At 75.5% G+C, this 17101-nt stretch carries 14 protein-coding genes; 9 read left to right on the plus strand and 5 right to left on the minus strand.

The features are described from left to right. Positions 1–154: 154 nt before the first annotated feature. Both ACYX4T_RS12390 and ACYX4T_RS12395 read right to left on the minus strand, forming a co-directional pair. Positions 155–667, minus strand: a complete 513-nt coding sequence (locus ACYX4T_RS12390; protein ID WP_476014793.1) for a MogA/MoaB family molybdenum cofactor biosynthesis protein — start codon at positions 665–667, stop codon at positions 155–157. Positions 668–732: 65 nt separating this feature from the next. Further along, positions 733–2544: a S1C family serine protease gene (locus tag ACYX4T_RS12395; protein WP_476014794.1), complete on the minus strand. Its 1812-nt coding sequence runs from the start codon at positions 2542–2544 to the stop codon at positions 733–735. A gap of 83 nt (positions 2545–2627) precedes the next feature. Between ACYX4T_RS12395 and ACYX4T_RS12400 the strand changes: the two genes are divergently transcribed. Then, positions 2628–4217: a HAMP domain-containing sensor histidine kinase gene (locus ACYX4T_RS12400; RefSeq protein ID WP_476014795.1), complete on the plus strand. Its 1590-nt coding sequence runs from the start codon at positions 2628–2630 to the stop codon at positions 4215–4217. Between the two features lie 100 nt (positions 4218–4317). Next, entirely contained in the window at positions 4318–5508 is a 1191-nt protein-coding gene (locus ACYX4T_RS12405) for an LLM class flavin-dependent oxidoreductase (protein WP_476014796.1), read from the plus strand. Positions 5509–5559: 51 nt separating this feature from the next. Here the strand turns inward: ACYX4T_RS12405 and ACYX4T_RS12410 are convergent, their stop codons facing one another. After that, positions 5560–6246, minus strand: coding sequence for a response regulator transcription factor (locus tag ACYX4T_RS12410; RefSeq protein ID WP_476015264.1), 687 nt, complete (start codon positions 6244–6246; stop codon positions 5560–5562). A gap of 175 nt (positions 6247–6421) precedes the next feature. Here ACYX4T_RS12410 and ACYX4T_RS12415 point away from each other — a divergent pair, with 175 nt between their 5' ends. Further along, complete coding sequence (locus tag ACYX4T_RS12415) at positions 6422–7648, plus strand: L,D-transpeptidase (RefSeq protein WP_476014797.1); 1227 nt, start codon at positions 6422–6424, stop codon at positions 7646–7648. 70 nt (positions 7649–7718) lie between these two features. Here the strand turns inward: ACYX4T_RS12415 and ACYX4T_RS12420 are convergent, their stop codons facing one another. Together ACYX4T_RS12420 and ACYX4T_RS12425 are read right to left on the minus strand one after the other, a co-directional pair. Beyond that, positions 7719–8297: a hypothetical protein gene (locus ACYX4T_RS12420; RefSeq protein WP_476014798.1), complete on the minus strand. Its 579-nt coding sequence runs from the start codon at positions 8295–8297 to the stop codon at positions 7719–7721. An 11-nt stretch (positions 8298–8308) separates the two neighbouring features. Beyond that, complete coding sequence (locus ACYX4T_RS12425) at positions 8309–9307, minus strand: helix-turn-helix transcriptional regulator (protein WP_476014799.1); 999 nt, start codon at positions 9305–9307, stop codon at positions 8309–8311. 89 nt (positions 9308–9396) lie between these two features. On the opposite strand from ACYX4T_RS12425, the gene ACYX4T_RS12430 reads away from it, so the two are divergent. From ACYX4T_RS12430 to ACYX4T_RS12455, 6 genes are all read left to right on the plus strand, one after another. Then, positions 9397–10023, plus strand: a complete 627-nt coding sequence (locus ACYX4T_RS12430; RefSeq protein ID WP_476014800.1) for a TIGR03086 family metal-binding protein — start codon at positions 9397–9399, stop codon at positions 10021–10023. Between the two features lie 129 nt (positions 10024–10152). After that, positions 10153–10707: a MarR family winged helix-turn-helix transcriptional regulator gene (locus tag ACYX4T_RS12435; protein ID WP_476014801.1), complete on the plus strand. Its 555-nt coding sequence runs from the start codon at positions 10153–10155 to the stop codon at positions 10705–10707. A 150-nt stretch (positions 10708–10857) separates the two neighbouring features. Continuing rightward, positions 10858–12126 (plus strand): FAD-dependent monooxygenase, encoded by a 1269-nt coding sequence (locus tag ACYX4T_RS12440; RefSeq protein WP_476014802.1) that lies wholly within the window; start codon positions 10858–10860, stop codon positions 12124–12126. 47 nt (positions 12127–12173) lie between these two features. Beyond that, on the plus strand, positions 12174–13586 hold the full coding sequence (locus ACYX4T_RS12445; protein ID WP_476014803.1) for an MFS transporter: 1413 nt from the start codon (positions 12174–12176) through the stop codon (positions 13584–13586). Positions 13587–13700: 114 nt separating this feature from the next. Next, positions 13701–14591, plus strand: a complete 891-nt coding sequence (locus tag ACYX4T_RS12450) for an FAD binding domain-containing protein (RefSeq protein ID WP_476014804.1) — start codon at positions 13701–13703, stop codon at positions 14589–14591. After that, a complete protein-coding gene (locus ACYX4T_RS12455; protein WP_476014805.1) occupies positions 14588–17101 on the plus strand; it encodes a xanthine dehydrogenase family protein molybdopterin-binding subunit in 2514 nt (837 codons plus the stop codon). Before ACYX4T_RS12450 ends, ACYX4T_RS12455 begins: the two co-directional genes overlap by 4 nt.

The following is a 17101-nucleotide window of genomic DNA, read 5'->3' on the forward strand; positions in this document are numbered from 1 at the left end:
TCCTCGTCGTCGCGCCCGCCCGAGCTGCTCGTGCCCGGTTCCCGCTCGTCCGACGAGGCGACCGGGTCGTCGGAGAAGATCCGGGCGCGCCGGGCGGCCCGGCGCCGCGCCTCGTCCCGCGCCGCGGCGTCGTCCGACGGGCCCGGCGCGGGGCTCAGTGCTCCTCCAGCCCCGAGAGCTCGGCGATCACGTGGGAGATCATCGGGGTCAGGGTCGCCATGCCGTCACGGACGGCCGCCCGCGACGACGCGAGGTTGACCACCAGGGTGCTGCCCGAGACGCCGACGAGCCCGCGGGACAGGCCGGCGTCGACCGCGCCGGCGGCGAGGCCCGAGGCGCGGATCGCCTCGGCGATGCCGGGGATCGGCCGGTCGAGCACCCCCGCGGTGGCGTCGGCGGTGACCGCGCGGGGGGACACGCCGGTGCCGCCGACGGTGACGACGAGGTCGACGCCGCCGATGACGGCCGTGTTGAGCGCATTGCGGATCGCGACCGACTCGCCGGGCACGACGATCGTGCCGTCCACCACGAGGTTCGCCTCGCCGAGCAGCTCGGTCACCAGCGGCCCGATGGTGTCCGAGGACTCGCCGCGGCTGACCCGGTCGTCGACCACGACGACGAGGGCCCGTCCCAGCATCTCGCCGCTGACCAGCGGCTGGTTCTCCATGGTCACCAATTTAGTCGGGAGCCCCGGGACGCCACGCAGCGGAGGAGCGCCGCCCGGCACCCGGCTCACCGCCCGCCGATGACGCGGCTGCCCAGCGTCACCGTCACCTGGCGCGTGCCGCTCGGGGCCTGCAGCGCGAGCGACACCGTCTCCCCCGGCGCCCGCGACTGGATGGCCGCGACGAACGCGTTCGCGTCCTCGATGGCCCGGTTGTCGACGCCGACCACGACGTCGCCGGCCGCGATGCCCGCCGTCGCGGCGGGGCCGCCCGGCGCCACGTCGGCCATCACCGCGCCGCGCGGGGCCGCATCGGCCACCCCGACGCCGATGACGGCCTGGGTCGCCTGGCCGGTGTCGACGAGCTCGGTGGCGAGGCGGCGGGCCTGGTTGATCGGGATCGCGAAGCCGAGGCCGATGGAGCCGGCCTCCTGGCCCGCGCTGCCGGTGACGCTGGCGATGGCGGTGTTGACGCCGATCACGCGCCCCTGGCCGTCCACCAGCGGCCCGCCGGAGTTGCCGGGGTTGATCGCGGCGTCGGTCTGGATGGCGTCGAGGACGCTGCTCTGCCCGGCGCCGGAGCCGCCGGCCTCGACCGGGCGCTGGAGCGCGCTGACGATGCCGGTGGTCACGGTGCCGGAGAGCCCGAGCGGCGAGCCGACGGCGACGACGGTCTGGCCCTGCACGAGGTCGTCGGAGTTGCCCAGCGACGCCGCGCGCAGCCCGCTGACCCCGGTGGCGCGCACGACGGCGATGTCGGCCGCCGGAGCCGTGCCGACGATCTGGACGGGCGCGGCGCGGCCGTCGGAGAAGACCGCCTCGAGCCCGCCGCCCTGGCCCGCCTGCAGCACGTGGTTGTTGGTCATGATCAGCCCGTCGGCGGAGAGCACGATGCCCGAGCCCTCCCCCGCCGCACCGCGGATCTGCACCGCGCTGGGCAGCACGTTGGCGGCGATCTCCTCGATCGACCCGGGCGCGGGCGCCCGCGCCCCGCCCTCGGGGGCGGGCTCGTCGAGCGCGGTGCCCTGCGAGGAGATCGACGACCCGCCGCCGCTCCCGCCGACGACCACCGCCGCGAGCGCCCCGCCGATCAGGCCCGCAACCAGCGCCAGGGCCACCAGCGCGGCCGTGCCGGGACGCCGCGACCCGCCGCCCGCGCCGTTGCCGCCGTTGCCGCCGTATCCGCCGGGCCCCGGGGTGGGTGATCCTCCCCAGCCCCCGCCGGCGTCGCGGGGCCAGCCGCCGGGCGGCGTCGCCGGGCCCGCCCCGCTGCTCCCCCAGCCGTAGCCGCCCGACGGACCCTGCGGCGCCCCGTCCGGCCCGACCGCCGGCGCCTCGCGGGTCCGGGGCACCGTCGCCGGGGAGGACGGCACCGCGCCGGACCCCGCCGTCGGGCCCGCGGACGGTGCCGACCCGCCCGGGGAGCCGGCACCCGCTCCCGGCGACGTCGGCCCGCCTCCGAGCCCGGGACCCGAGCCCTGCCCGTAGCCCGACCCCCCGTAGCCCGACGCCGACCCGTACCCCGACGCCCCGTAACCCGACGCCGGACCGGCACCCTGCCCGGAGCCCGCACCTGCCGGCACGCCGGCGGCGGGGGTGGGTGCGCTGTAGGGCGTCGCGCCCTCGGTCGCGCCGGTGGAGCCGGTCGACGCCGCGCCGTACTCGCGGCCGTACTCGCCGCCGTACTCGCGCCCCGTGCCCTCGGCCCAGCGGACACCGCCGGGCCCGGCCGGCGCCGCCGATCCCGACGCGGCCGCCGATCCCGACGCGCCCGCCGATCCGGCCGAGCCCGCCGAGCCCGACGCCGGGTCCGCAGGCGTGTCGGATCCCGCCCGGCCGGTGCCGCCCGGGACGGAGGACGCGGCGTCGTTCTCGCTCATGTCCCAACCCTCTCGCATCGCTCCGGGCGGTGCGTCGCCCGGCGCCCGTGCCCGCCGGGGCGCGGACGGGGGAAGCTGGAGGGGTGGAACGTCCCGTCACCGGCCCGTCGAGCGCCGGTCCGCCGGTCGTCGACGACCGCCACCCGGCGGACCCGCACGACCGGGCGGAGATCCCGACCGGCACCCCGGCCGGCGCCCCGCCCACCGGCGCGCCGGCAGGAGGCACCGCCCCCGACCGGGACGACGACGGCGGCGACGACCCGCCACCCGGGCTGGTGCGCCACATCCTCCAGGGCATCCCGCTGCGCCGGCGGGTCGGCATCCTGGTCTCGGTCGGCGGCGGGCTGCTCGTCGCGCTCATCGCCATCGCGGTGTTCTTCACCGCCCAGCGAGCGCTCTACGACCAGCTCGACGAGAGCCTCGTCCAGCGCGCCACGGTCGCCGCGGCCGGCGACCTCGCCGACCCCGCGATCCTGCTGCGCGTCTCCTCCGACGCCCTGGCCGCCGGCGAGGTGCGGGTCGCGATCGTGACCGCCGGCGGCGAGTTCGTCACCCTGCGCGGCAGCAGCCCGCCGCTCGGCGCCGCCGAGGTGTCCGCGGCGCGGCAGGACCCGCCGACGTCGGTGCGCACGGGGGTCGTCGACGGCGAGGTCTACCGCGTGGTCGCGGTCTACGCGGGCGAGAGCCGGGCCCTCGTGCTCGCCCAGGAGCTCGAGCCGACCCGGCGCACGCTCTCGAAGCTCGCCGTCGTCCTGCTCGTCGCGGGCGCCTCGGGCGTGCTGCTCGCCGCCCTCACCGGGGTCGCCATCGCCCGTGCCGGCCTGCGCCCGGTCGAGCGCCTGATCTCGGCCACCGAGCGGGTGGCGCGCACCGGGGACCTGCGCCCGATCCCGGTCACCGGCGGCGACGAGCTCGCCCGCCTGACCAGCAGTTTCAACGCGATGCTCGCCGCGCTGGCATCGTCGATCGAGCGCCAACGACGGCTCGTCGCCGACGCCGGGCACGAGCTGCGCACGCCGCTGACCTCGCTGCGCACCAACCTCGAGCTGCTCATGGCCTCCGACCGGGCCTCCGACCGCCCCGGCGCGCCGACCCTCTCCGCGCAGGACCGCGAGGAGCTCCAGGCCGACCTGCGCGCGCAGGTCGACGAGCTGGCGAACCTCATCGGCGACGTCGTCGAGCTCGCGCGCGACGACCCGCCCGAGGTCGCCGCCGAGCCCCTCGACCTCGCCGACGTCGTCGAACGCGCCCTCGACCGGGCCCGGCGCCGCGCCACCGCCGAGAACGTGACGTTCGACGTAGACCTGGCCTCCTGCGAGGTCACCGGGGACGCCAACGCCCTCGAGCGGGCCGCGCTGAACCTCCTCGACAACGCCGCGAAGTGGAGCCCGCCGGGCGGCACGGTGCGGGTGACCCTGCGGCCCGGGGTGGCGCCGGAGCGGCCGGGCACCGCGGTGCTCGAGGTGGCCGACAGCGGGCCGGGGATCGCCGACGAGGAGCTCGACCTCGTCTTCGAGCGCTTCTACCGCTCGCTCGACGCGCGGACGATGAGCGGGTCGGGGCTCGGCCTGTCGATCGTCGCCCAGGTCGCCGACCGCCACCACGGCGGCGTCTCGGCCCACCGGGCCCCCGAGGGCGGCGCGCTGCTGCGCTTCTGGGTGCCGCGCAGCTGACGTTCCACAGGATCCTCACGGAACGTCATCCGGTCTGTACGTATCCCTGTGACCCGGCTTACGGTCGGGCTCGGAGACGAGCACGCCGAGAGGGAGACCCGTGAGCAGACTGCGCTTCGGCACGTTCCTGGCCCCGTTCCACCGCGCCGGGGAGAACCCGACCCTCGCCCTGCAGCGCGACCTCGAGCTGGTCGAGCACCTCGACGCGCTGGGCGTCGACGAGGCCTGGATCGGTGAGCACCACTCGGCGGGCAGCGAGATCATCGCCTCGCCGGAGATCTTCATCGCCGCGGCGGCCGAGCGGACCCGGCGGATCAAGCTCGGCACGGGGGTGACCTCGGCGAGCTACCACAACCCGCTCTGGGTGGCCGACCGCATGGTCATGCTCGACCACCTCACCCGCGGCCGCTCGATGCTCGGCGTCGGCCCCGGCTCGCTGCCCAGCGACTCGTCGATGATCGGCCTCAACCCCACCGACACCCGCGAGCTGCTCGACGTCAACCTCGACATCATCATGCGGCTGCTGCGCGGCGAGGTCGTCACCGAGCAGACCAGGACCCACAACCTGATCGAGGCCCAGCTGCAGCTGCGGCCCTACACCGAGCCGTGCTTCGACATCGCCGTGGCGGCCGTCGCGTCGCCCACCGGGCCGCGCATGGCCGGCCGGCACGGGGTGGGCCTGCTCTCGATCGGGGCGACGCTGACCCAGGACGGGTTCGACGCGCTCGCCCACCACTGGAACGTCGTCGAGGAGCGCGCCCAGCACTACGGGCAGCCGACGCCGGACCGCGAGAAGTGGCGACTGGTCGGGCTCATGCACATCGCGGAGACCAAGGAGCAGGCCTACCGCGACGTCGAGTACGGCATCGAGTCCTGGTTCCGCTACTTCCAGAAGACCGCGGCGTTCCCGCAGATGGCGGTCGAGGGCGGCGACGTCAAGGAGATGATCGACTTCATCAACGAGGCCGGCATCGGGGCGATCGGGACGCCGGAGGACGCCCGCGCGCAGGTCCGACGCCTCGCCGACCAGTCCGGCGGGTTCGGCGCGATGCTGCTGCTCGGCCACGAGTGGGCCAACCCGGCGGCGACGAAGCGCTCGTGGGAGCTGCTCGCCCAGGAGGTCATGCCCCACTTCCAGGGCGCGACGTGGGGCGGGCGCACCCACGCCGAGTCCACCCAGGCCGCCAAGGAGCGCGCGGGCCTGCGGCGCGACGAGTTCGCCGCCACGCAGCTCGAGGCCGTCGACCACATGACGAAGAAGTACGCCGACGAGGTGGCCGCGAAGGGCTGACCTCTTTGTGAGCACTTTCCGGGCCCATAGGCCCGGAAAGTGCTCACATGGTCACGGCGGCGTCTCGCGCAGCACGTAGCCGACGCCGCGGACGGTGTGGATGAGGCGCGCCTCGCCCTCGGCCTCGGTCTTGCGGCGCAGGTAGCCGACGTAGACCTCGAGGGCGTTGCCGGTGGTCGGGAAGTCGTAGCCCCAGACGTCCTCGAGGATGCGGCTGCGGGTCAGGACGCGGCGCGGGTTCGCCATGAACAGCTCGAGCAGCGAGAACTCGGTGCGGGTCAGGCTGATCGGGCGCTCGCCGCGGCGGACCTCGCGCGTCACGGGGTCGAGGGAGAGGTCGGCGAAGCGCAGCGGCTCGGGATCGGGCGTGCCCGCCTCCTCGGGCGTGGTGCGGCGCAGGAGCGCCCGCAGCCGGGCCAGCAGCTCCTCGAGCGCGAAGGGCTTGGCGAGGTAGTCGTCGGCGCCCGCGTCGAGCCCGGCGACCCGGTCGGACACCGCCTCGCGCGCGGTGAGCACGAGCACGGGGATGTCGTCGCCCGCGTTGCGCAGGCGCCGGCACACCTCGAGCCCGTCGACCCGCGGCATCATCACGTCGAGCACGAGCGCGTCGGGACGCTGGCCCGCGATGGCGTCGAGCGCCTGCTGCCCGTCCGCGGCGAGCTCGACCTGGTAGCCGTTGAACGCCAGCGAACGGCGCAGGGAGTCGCGCACCGCCCGGTCGTCGTCCGCGACGAGGATCGCATGGCGACAGTGTGGGGCCGCGTCCTGAGATCGTCCTGAGACGACGGGAGAGGTCCGGGACGCCCGAGACGAGATCGACACCCGCGACACGCAACCGCGCGCACTCCCCCGGCGTCTCGGTCGGGGAGGATGCCGGGGCAGGATCTCCCCGGATCGGGACAAGGGGGACGGTGTGGCGAGGACGCAGGGCAGCCGGCGCGACCGTGCGGGGCGGGGTGCCGGGCCCGGACGGGGGACGGCGGGCCCGCCCGTGGTGCTGCTCGCGGCGCTGCTCGCGGTGCTGGCCCTGCTGGCCGGCTGCGCGGGCACGCTCGCGCCGCCGCCCGTGCCGCCGCTGGCCCTGTCCGCCTCCGTCGCCCCGGGCACGGTCGACGTCGCGCCCGCCGAGCCGCTCGTCGTGTCCGCCGCCGACGGCCGCCTGACCTCGGTCACCGTGACGCCCGGCGGCGCCGCCCCGCTGCAGGGCACCCTCGACCCGGCGGGCACCCGCTGGACGAGCCCGCAGCTCGCCTACGGGACCGAGTACCGCGTGTCGGCCGCCGGCGTCGACGGGCAGGGCCGCCCGGGCGCCCCGCTCGAGCAGACCTTCCGCACGGTCGCCCCCGAGGAGACCCTCGACATCGCGAGCATCCGGCCCACCGACGGGCAGACCGTCGGCATCGCGATGCCGATCTCGATCACCTTCGAGACCCCGGTGACCGACCGGGCCGCGGTCGAGCGCCGCGTGTCGGTGCAGACCTCGGTGCCCACCGAGGGCTCGTTCCGGTGGATGTCCGACGAGCAGCTCAACTGGCGGCCGAAGGAGTACTGGCGGCCGGGCACGCAGGTCACGGTGGACGCGCGGCTGCACGGCGTCGACAGCGGCGAGGGCGTCTGGGGCGAGGAGGACCGGTCGTTCTCGTTCACCGTCGGCCGCGACCAGCGCGCCCGCGGGGACGTCAACGAGCACACGCTCGTGCTCTACCAGGACGGCCGGGAGCTGCGCAGCCTCCCGGCCTCCTACGGCCGCGACGTCTACCCCACGCAGTACGGCATCCACGTCGCGTTCGAGAAGCACGAGGTCAAGCGGATGCGCTCGGACACGTGGGGCGGGCCCGCCGAGGGCGAGCCCGGGTTCTACGACCAGAACCTGCCGCTCGCCGTGCGCATCTCCAACAACGGCGAGTTCGTGCACGTCAACCCGGACTCGGTGAGCGCGCAGGGTCGGCGCAACGTCTCGCACGGCTGCGTGAACCTGTCGCCCGCCAACGGGGAGTTCTTCTACAACTGGGTGCAGATGGGCGACCCGGTGGAGATCGTCGGCTCCGGTCGCCCGCTGACCACCCGCGACGGCGACATCGCGGACTGGACGATCCCGTGGGACGAGTACCGGCGGGGCTCGGCGCTCGCGCCGGCCTGACGCGAGCGGCCCCTCGCCCGTGCCGGCGCACGGCACGGGCGGGGCCGGCGGCGCCGGACCGCGAGGGGCGTCAGAACTCCACGCGGGCGAGGCCCAGCACCTCGGCGCGCCAGTCGGCGTAGGCCTTGCCGATCGCCTGGCGGTCGCCGCCCTGCTCGCCGGCGCCGCCGTCACCGCCCGGAGCGCCGCCGGACAGGCCCGCGGCGATGTCGGCGCCGGTCCAGTCCGGGCCCGCGGTGCGGACCCGCAGGTGCCCGGGCGCCCGCTCGGCCCGCAGGGCGTGGGCGAGCACCCGCATCAGCGCCGTGCGCGCCTCCTGGTCGTCCGGGGCGTCCGTGTCGACGTTGGTCTGCCCGCCGACGAGGATCACCGTCGCCGAGTCCGCCAGCGTCGGCAGCACGGTCTCCGCGGCCCGGAAGCGGGACAGCAGGCCCTCGGAGAGGAACTGCTCGACGCGCGACACGAGGCTGCCGCTCCGCGGCGTCATGGCCACCGGCAGCTGCACGTAGGCGTCGAAGGTCGTCCCGCGCACCGCCTCGCCGAGCCGGTCGAGGGTGTCGACCACCGTCGTCTCCGCCCCCGTCGCACGGATGGCCTCGGCCACCTCCGCCAGTCGCTCGCCACCACCGGTCACCAACACCGTCGTCATGGCGCGTGACCCTAATCGGGCACGGGCGGCGACGGCAGGGATGATCGCCGGCTCCGGCCGGCATAGAGGTCGACGACACGCGCCGCCGCCTCCGCCATGTCCACCCGCAGGCTCTCGGGCTCGAGCACCTCGACCGCGTCGCCGTAGCCCAGCAGGCCCGCCCGCGCGGCCAGGAGCGACCGGAACGGGGCCACGAGCACCTCCCGGCCGTCGGGGGCGGTGCCCTCCTGCCGCCACGGGCCGGCGAGCACGGCGAGGGCGACGCGGCGCAGGGTCGGCGCCCAAGCCGGGTCGGCGAGCACGCGGACCCGGACCTCCTCGGTCGGCTCCTGCAGGCGGTCGCGCAGCTCGGTCCACACCTCGGCGAGGTCGCGGTCGTCGGGACGGCGGGCGGGGGTGCCGGTGCGCGCGACGTCACGGACCCGGCTGACCCGGTACATCTTCGGCCGCCCGCGGTGCGCGGCGACGAGGTACCAGGTGCCGCCCTTGCTGACCAGGCCGTACGGGTCGACGGTGCGCCAGGTGGCGACGGGCGCGTCGCCCGTCGCGTAGCGCAGGCGGACGCGCTCGTCGGCGACCAGTGCGGCGTCGAGCGCGGGCAGGGCCGGCAGGTCCTCGGGCTCGCGCCGCCAGCCCTGGTGCTCGACGAGCAGGCGCCGCCGGGCCCGGTCGACGCCCTCGCGGCGCGCGGCGGGCAGCGCCGCCAGCAGCTTGCGTGACGCGGAGGCCAGCGCCGGGCCGAGCGCCCCGTCCGACGACCCGAGCGCGACGAGCGCGCGCAGCTCGTCGTCGGTCATCCCGGTGACGTCGGTGCGGTAGCCCTCGAGCAGCGCCACCCCGCCGCGGCGCCCCCGCTCGCAGTACACCGGCACGCCGGCCGAGGACAGGGCGTCGACGTCGCGGCGCACGGTGCGCGTCGAGACCTCGAGGCGCCGCGCGATCTCCGGCGCGGGCAGCCGACCGTGGGTCTGCAGGAGCAGCAGCGTCGCGAGCAGGCGGTCCGAGCGCACACGTCGAGGATGGCAGGAAAACAGGACGTCAGATGTCCGGTATCGGGGCGCACGATCCTCCGTACACCCCGAACCCAGGAGGCCACCCGATGTCCGCTCCCGATCCCCGCCCCCTGCTGCGCACCGCCCTCGACCAGGTCGGCGCGCTCGTCGCCGACACCCCCGCCGGCGCCCTCGACGGCGCGACCCCGTGCACCGACTGGGACGTCCGCGCGCTGCTCGGCCACCTCGTCGGCGTGCACCGCCGCATCGCCCACGTCGGCGCCGGCGGGCACTTCGCCGACGTCGACGCCGTTCCCGAGGTCGCGGCCGGCACGCACGTCGCGGAGCTCACCACCGCGCGTGCCGACATCGACCGCGTGTGGGGGCTCGACGGCGCCGACGGTGTCGACGCGGCCGTGCTCGACCGGGTGCTCACCGTTCCGTGGGGCACGATGCCGGGCCGCTTCGTGGGCTTCGGCTACGTCCAGGAGCTCACCGTCCATGCGTGGGACCTCGCCGTCGCGACCCGCCGCACCGCCCGCCTCGACCCGGCCCTCGCCGAGGCCGTCGAGGAGACCTCCCGCCGGCTGCTGCCCGCCGAGCCCCGCGGCGGACCGATCCCCTTCGGCCCGCCCGTGCCCACCGCGCCCGACGCCGACCCGTACGCACGCCTGGTCGGCTGGCTGGGCCGGGACCCGGCGTTCGCCGGGGGCGGGAGCCTCGCCGGGCGGTGACGCCGCCGATCCCCGCCCGCCGTTCCGGGCACGTACTGTCTGGGGCGGGAGCGACGGGCGGGGCCCGGGGGACCGTCGCCTCCGGCAGTCCTCACGTGCCCGGGCCGGCACCGAGGGCGAGGTGGGCCGGTGACGGCGAGGTCGGCACCCGCAGGGAACGGGCACGACGGCGCCCACGACGGCGGGCAGGCGGGCCGCGAGCCCCGCGGCGCGGCCCGGCAGCGCGTCAGCCTCGCCCCGCCCGCGGACCTCGTGGCCGCGCCGGGCTACGGCGCGCGCCGCCTCTACCAGGCCTACCTCGCCGCGTGGAACCGGCACGTCGACGGCGTGCTCACCGGTCCCCAGTTCGCCGTGCTGTCCGCGGTCCGCGCCTACCCCGACGCGGACCAGACCGCGCTGGCCGGGGCGGTCGCGCTCGACACCTCGACGATGGCCGACGTCTGCCGGCGCATGGAGCGTCGGGGTCTCATCACGCGGACGGCGTCGCCGCACGACGCGCGGGCCAAGGTCCTGACGCTCACCGACGACGGGGCCGCGGCGCTCACCGAGACGTTCCGCCGGGCCCGCGCGCTCGACGACGCCCTGCTCGCGGGCTGCCCGCCGGAGCAGCGCCCGCACCTCGCGTCGCTGTTCAACGACCTCGGCGCGCACTGGGAAGAGGTCGCGGAGCGCGACCAGCTCTGACCCGCTCGCCGCACCCGTGACGGGATCTCCGACGGCCCGCCGATCTGTTACGGCCACGTCTCGGGACCCGCCTGGGTATTGCGTCCTCGGATAGTACGTGCTCGGATTTAACGCAGCCGGACGCGAGCACCACATCGGAGGAACGGCACCATGGCGAGCCAGTCGTTCGAGGTCACCATCGTCGGCGGGGGTCTGGGCGGGCTCTGCGCGGCGCTGTCGCTGCGCCAGCGCGGCCTGCGGGTCACCGTCGTCGAGGCCGCCCCGGAGCTGGGCGAGATCGGGGCCGGCATCCAGACCGCCCCGAACGCGAGCCGCATCCTCGTCGGGCTCGGCCTGCGCGCGCAGCTCGAGGCGATCCGCACCCAGCCCGAGGACCAGGTCCGCCGCCGCTGGGCCGACGGCAGCATCATCGCGCAGCTGCCGCTGGGCCAGCGCGTCATCGACCAGTACGGCGCCCCGTACTGGCACTACCACCGCGCCGACCTGCACCGCGTCCTGCTGGACGCCTGCGTCGACCCCGACGTGCCCGGGCCGGCCGTGGCGCTCGCGACCGGCGCCAAGGTCGTCGAGCTCGACCGCACCGACCCGCTGCGCCCGGTCGCCGTCGCCGAGGACGGCCGTCGCTTCGCCGGCGACGTGCTCGTCGGTGCCGACGGCATCCGCTCCGCGGTGCGCGACCTCGCCGGCTTCGAGGACACCCTCGTCTTCTCCGGCGAGATGGCCTACCGCGCGCTGATCCCCGGCGAGCTCATCGCCGCGGACCCGGCGACGCGCTTCCTCCTGGACCGCTACCACTCGACGATCTGGTACGGCCCCGACAAGCACCTCGTGCACTACGTCATCCGCGGCGGGCAGTACCTCAACGTCGTCGCGATCGTCCCCTGCTCGGACACGATCGAGCGCGACTGGAGCGAGCCCGCGACCCCCGAGCGGCTGGCCGCGGACTTCGGCGACTGGGACGACCGCGTCCCCGCGATGCTGTCGAAGGCCAAGCCCGAGGACGTCTCGCTCTGGGCGATGTACCGCCGCCGCCGCGACCCGGTGTGGGTCGACGGCCGGGTCGCCCTGCTCGGCGACGCGTGCCACGCCATGCTCCCCTACCAGGCCCAGGGCGCCTCGCAGTCGATGGAGGACGCCGCGGTGCTCGCCGAGGAGCTCGGGCGGGTGACGCGCGCGGACATCGACGGCGCGCTCGTGCGCTACGTCGACCGCCGGGCCAAGCACGCCGGGATGGTGCAGGACGCGTCGCTGCAGAACATGGCGTTCTACCACCTGCCCGACGGCCCCGAGCAGCGCGAGCGCGACGAGAAGCTGCGCCGCTTCGACGGGGAGTCCGACGTCTCCTACGACTGGTTGTGGCACGGCAGCCCGCTGCACGACCACGACACCGAGTCCATCCACTACCAGTTCGCCCGCTGACGCGCGGACCGACCGAACCCCCACCCCTCCGCGACGGGAGCGAACCCATGCGCACCGGAGACCAGATCGTCCAGGACCTGCCCTGGCGCTGGGGCGTCCAAGGCAAGATCTTCCTCATCGGCGGCCTCGGCTACATGTTCGACGCCTGGGACGTCGCGCTCAACGGGTTCCTCACCCCGCTGATCGGCACCGAGTTCGGCCTCTCCCCCGCCCAGCGCGGCCTCGTCGCCACCGCCAACCTCATCGGCATGGCCGTCGGCGCCGTCGCCTGGGGCACGGTGGCCGACCGCATCGGCCGGAAGAAGGCCTTCAGCATCACCCTGCTGATCTTCGCGATCTTCTCGGTGCTCGGCGCCCTCTCGCCCAACATCGAGGTCTTCCTGCTCCTTCGCTTCCTCGCCGGCGTCGGCCTCGGCGGCTGCATCCCGGTCGACTACGCGATCGTCAGCGAGTTCTCCCCGAAGAAGCAGCGCGGCCGGGTGCTCGCCGCGATGGACGGCTGGTGGCCGATCGGCGCCACGCTCGCCGGCGTCTCGGCGACGCTGCTCGTGCCCGTCGACGGCAACTGGCGCTGGATGCTCGTGCTCATGATCCTGCCGGCCCTGCTGCTGTTCTGGATCCGCCGCGGGGTGCCCGAGTCGCCGCTCTACCTGTCCCGCATGGGCCGGGAGGACGAGGCCCGCGCGGTCATCGACGACATGGTGACCCGCACCGGCGCCACCCCCGAGCCCTACGCGATCCCCGCGCCGGTCGACGAGGACAAGCGCGGCGGCGCCTGGGCCGCCGCGGTCGACCAGCTGCGCCGCGTCTGGGCGTTCAACCCGCGCATCACCGGCGTCGCGTGGTCGCTGTTCATCGCCGTCATGCTCGTCTACTACGCCGCCCTGAGCTGGATGCCCTCGATCCTGCGCGCCGAGGGCTTCGGCCAGATCGCGGCGTTCGCCTCCACGACCCTGATGAACGCTCTCGGCATCGTCGGTGTCGCGCTCTCGGTGCTCGTCGTCGACCGCTGGGGGCGCAAGAAGGTCATCGCGCTCGCCGGGCCGATCGCGGCCGCCACGCTCGTCGCGTTCTCGCTGCTGCTGGGCACGCCCACCCTCGCGGTGATCGCCATCGGCGCGTTCGGGCTGTTCGCGCTCGTGGTCATCCCGGTCATGTACGCCTACGTCTCCGAGCTCTACCCCACCGAGCTGCGCGCCTCGGGCTTCGGCTGGGCGTCGTCGTCGAGCCGCGCGATCACCGGCTTCGCCCCGCTGCTGTTCGGCAGCGTGCTCTGGCCGGTGCTCGGGCTGCCGCTGACGTTCACGCTGCTCGGGGTGCTCGTCGTCGGTGCCGTGATCTTCATGTGGGTCGGCGCGCCGGAGACCGCGGGCCGCGAGCTCGACCGCATCACCACCGACGTGCCCGCCGCCCCGCAGGACACGACCACCCCGACCGGCACCGAGCGCACCCGCGCCTGAGGTGTTCCGGGCGAAGGGCCCCCTCGCTCGCATAGACGGGCGAGGGGCGCCCTTCGCCAAATCCCTGAAGACCACCCGAGAGCCCGCCCGAGTGCCCCGAGGAGGCCCGCGGCCGTGAAGCCCGCCGCGTTCAGCTACCACCGCGCGCACGACGTCGCGGACGCCGTCGGCCTGCTCACCGGCCTCGCCGCCGCGGGCGAGGACCCGAAGATCATCGCCGGCGGGCAGAGCCTCATGCCGATGATGACCTTCCGTCTCGCCCGGCCCTCGGCGCTGGTCGACCTCGGCCCGCTGCGCCGGGTGCCGGCGATGACCGCGATCCGCGAGGAGGCCGGTGCGCTCACCCTCGGCGCGCTGGTCACCCACCACGCCGTCGAGACCGCGGCGCTGCCCCCGGGCTTCGCCGTGCTCGCCCGCGCCATGCGCTGGGTCGGTCACCTGCCGATCCGCAGCCGCGGCACCGTCGCCGGGAGCCTCGTGCACGGCGACGCCACCGCCGAGTGGTGCCTGCTCGCGCTGCTGCTCGACGCGGTCGTCGTCGCCGAGGGCCCGGGCGGGCGCCGCGAGATCCCCGCCGACGAGCTCTTCCACGGCTTCTACGCCACGGCCGTCGAGCCCGACGAGGTCGTCGTCGAGGTCCGCTTCACCCGCCCCGCCCCGCACGCCGCGCTCACGGAGTTCGCCCGCCGCCACGGCGACTTCGCGATCGTCGACGCCGCCGTCGCCCTGGACCTCGACGGCGAGCGCGTCACCGGCGGGCGCGTCGTCCTCGGCGGCGTGGCGCCCGCCCCGGTTCGCGTGCCCGAGGCCGAGGCGGTGCTCGCGGCCGGGGGCGACGCCGGGGACGACGCGCTGGTCGCGGCGGTCGCCGACGCCGCCGCCGCGGCGATCGACCCGCCGGACGACCCGCAGACCACCGCCACCTACCGCCGCCGGCTCACCCGCACCCTCGTCGCGGACGCCTGCCGGCAGGCCGCGAGGGAACCGCAGGAGGCGCAGCGATGACGGACCTGACCACCACTGGCCTGCCCGGCGTGCCCGACCACCTCGCCCCCCACGAGGCCGCCGACCCCGACCGCCCGGTCCACCCCCTGTCCGCCGGTCACGAGCACGTCCCCGACGAGCCGCGCTTCGACGGCCGGCGGGGCCGCTGGGTGGGCGCGTCGGTGCCGCGGCGCGAGGACCCGCGCCTGCTCACCGGCCGCGGCCGCTTCGTCGACGACATCGCGCTGCCCGGGATGCTGCACGCGGGCTTCGTGCGCGCGACCGTCGCGCACGCCCACCTCACCGCCCTCGACCTCGACGCCACCCGCGCGGTGCCCGGCGTCGTCGCCGCGTTCGACGCCGCCGACCTCGGGCTCGGCGACATCGTCGCGATCCTCGACCGCCCGGCCGAGGAGTTCACGCCGACCGCGATGCCGGTGCTCGCGAAGGGCAAGGTCCGATTCGTCGGCGAGCCGCTGGCGCTGGTCGTCGCGTCCGACCCCTACGCGGTGGAGGACGGGATCGAGGCCGCGCAGGTGTCCTACGACGTCCTCGACGCCGTCACGTCCGCCGAGGGCGCGCTGGCCCCGGGTGCGGCGGTGGTGCACGAGGAGGCGCCGGACAACGTCCTGCTCGACGTGTCGATGTTCGACACACCGGGCGTCGACGAGGCGTTCACCGACGCCGAGGGAGACGAAGCGGAGCGGAGCTCGACCCATCGAGGCTGCACGGTCGAGGTGACGACGCGCAGCGGCCGGCAGAACGCGCTGCCGCTGGAGACCCGCGGCGCGGTGGCGGCGTGGGACGCCCGCGACGACCAGCTGCTCGTGCAGACGTGCACCCAGGTGCCCCACCAGGTCCGCACCGTGCTCGCCCGCTCGCTCGGGATCCCCGAGCGCACCGTGCGCGTCACGGTCCCGGACATGGGCGGCGGCTTCGGGCAGAAGTGCGTCGTCGGCCGCGAGGAGATCGCGGTGGCCGCGGCGGCGCGGCGTCTGGACCGTCCCGTGAAGTGGGTCGAGGACCGGCGCGAGGCCCTGACGGCGGGCTTCCTCGCCCGCGAGCAGACCTACCGCACGCGCGCGGCGTTCGACGCCGACGGGCACATCACCGCGCTCGACGTCGACGTCGTCTGCGACATGGGCGCCTACTCCTGCTACCCCTTCACCGCCGGTATCGAGCCGCTCATGGCCTCCGCAGAGATGCCCAGCGTCTACCGGGTGCCCGCCTACCGCGTGCGCGGCCGGGCGATCACCAGCACCAAGGCCCCGACTGCGCCCTACCGCGGGGTGAGCCGTCCGCAGTACGTGACGGCCATCGAGCGGGTCATGGAGCGCGCCGCCCGCGAGCTGGGCCTGGACCCGGTGGAGGTGCGGCGCCGCAACGTCATCACCGAGTTCCCGTACACGGGGATCAACGGCGTCACCTACGACCCGGGCACCTACCGCGAGTCGCTCGACCTCGCCGAGGCCACGATCCGCGAGGAGGGCTGGTACGAGGCGCGGGAGCGGGGTGACCGCCACCTCGGCATCGGCTTCTGCTGCTTCTCCGAGCGCACCGGCTACGGCTCCGAGGCGTTCGCCAAGCGCAAGATGACCGTGGTGCCCGGCTTCGACATCTCCGAGATCCGCATGGACACCACCGGCTCGGTGGTCGTCACCAGCGGCACGATGAACCACGGGCAGTCGCACGAGACGACGTTCGCGCAGATCGTCGCCGACCGGCTGGGCCTGCACCCCGAGCACGTCAAGCTGCGCCAGGGCGACACCGAGCGCATCTCCTACGGGTGGGGCACGTTCGCGTCGCGGTCGGTGACGATCGGCGGCTCGGCGGTCGCGCTGGCCTCCGAGCGGCTCGGCGAGCTGCTCTGCCGCATCGCCGCGCACCTGCTCGAGACCCGACCCGAGAACGTCGCGCTCGACGGCGACGGCGGCGTGGTCGCGCTCGACGACCCTTCGCGGCGGCTGTCGTTCGCCGACATCGCCGACGTCGCCCACCTGCGCGCGCACCTGCTGCCCAAGGACGTCGACCCGACGCTGACGGCCACCGCGAGCTTCGACGTCCCCGGCGACGGCACGTTCTCGAACGCCACGCACGCCGTGGTGGTCGAGGCCGACCCGGGCACCGGGCAGGTGCGCATCCTGCGCTACGTCTGCGTCGAGGACTGCGGCGTCGTCGTCCATCCGCAGGTCGTCGAGGGGCAGTGCCGCGGCGGCATCGCGCAGGGCATCGCGGGCGCGCTGTTCGAGGAGGTCACCTACGACAGCCACGGCGAGCCGTCGGCCGCGTCGTTCATCGACTACCTCGTGCCCACCGCCACCGAGATCCCCGACGTCTCGATCGCGCACCTGGAGACGCCGTGCGCGTTCACCGCCAACGGGGCGAAGGGCGCCGGCGAGGGCGGCACGATCGGCGCGCCCGCGGCGGTGCTCAACGCCGTCAACGACGCCCTGCGCCACACCGGCGTCGAGCTCGACACCACCCCGATCCACCCCGGAACGGTCCTGGACGCGCTGGAGGGCACGCCGTGA

The sequence above is a fragment of the Actinomycetospora sp. ABD4_176 genome (genome assembly GCF_056311855.1).

Coding starts and splice junctions, on each gene's coding strand:
- ACYX4T_RS12390 (WP_476014793.1), bottom strand. CDS start 667: ATGGAGAACCAGCCGCTGGTCAGCGGCGAGATGCTGGGACGGGCCCTC.
- ACYX4T_RS12395 (WP_476014794.1), bottom strand. CDS start 2,544: ATGAGCGAGAACGACGCCGCGTCCTCCGTCCCGGGCGGCACCGGCCGG.
- ACYX4T_RS12420 (WP_476014798.1), bottom strand. CDS start 8,297: ATGACGACGGTGTTGGTGACCGGTGGTGGCGAGCGACTGGCGGAGGTG.
- ACYX4T_RS12430 (WP_476014800.1), top strand. CDS start 9,397: ATGTCCGCTCCCGATCCCCGCCCCCTGCTGCGCACCGCCCTCGACCAG.
- ACYX4T_RS12440 (WP_476014802.1), top strand. CDS start 10,858: ATGGCGAGCCAGTCGTTCGAGGTCACCATCGTCGGCGGGGGTCTGGGC.
- ACYX4T_RS12445 (WP_476014803.1), top strand. CDS start 12,174: ATGCGCACCGGAGACCAGATCGTCCAGGACCTGCCCTGGCGCTGGGGC.
- ACYX4T_RS12455 (WP_476014805.1), top strand. CDS start 14,588: ATGACGGACCTGACCACCACTGGCCTGCCCGGCGTGCCCGACCACCTC.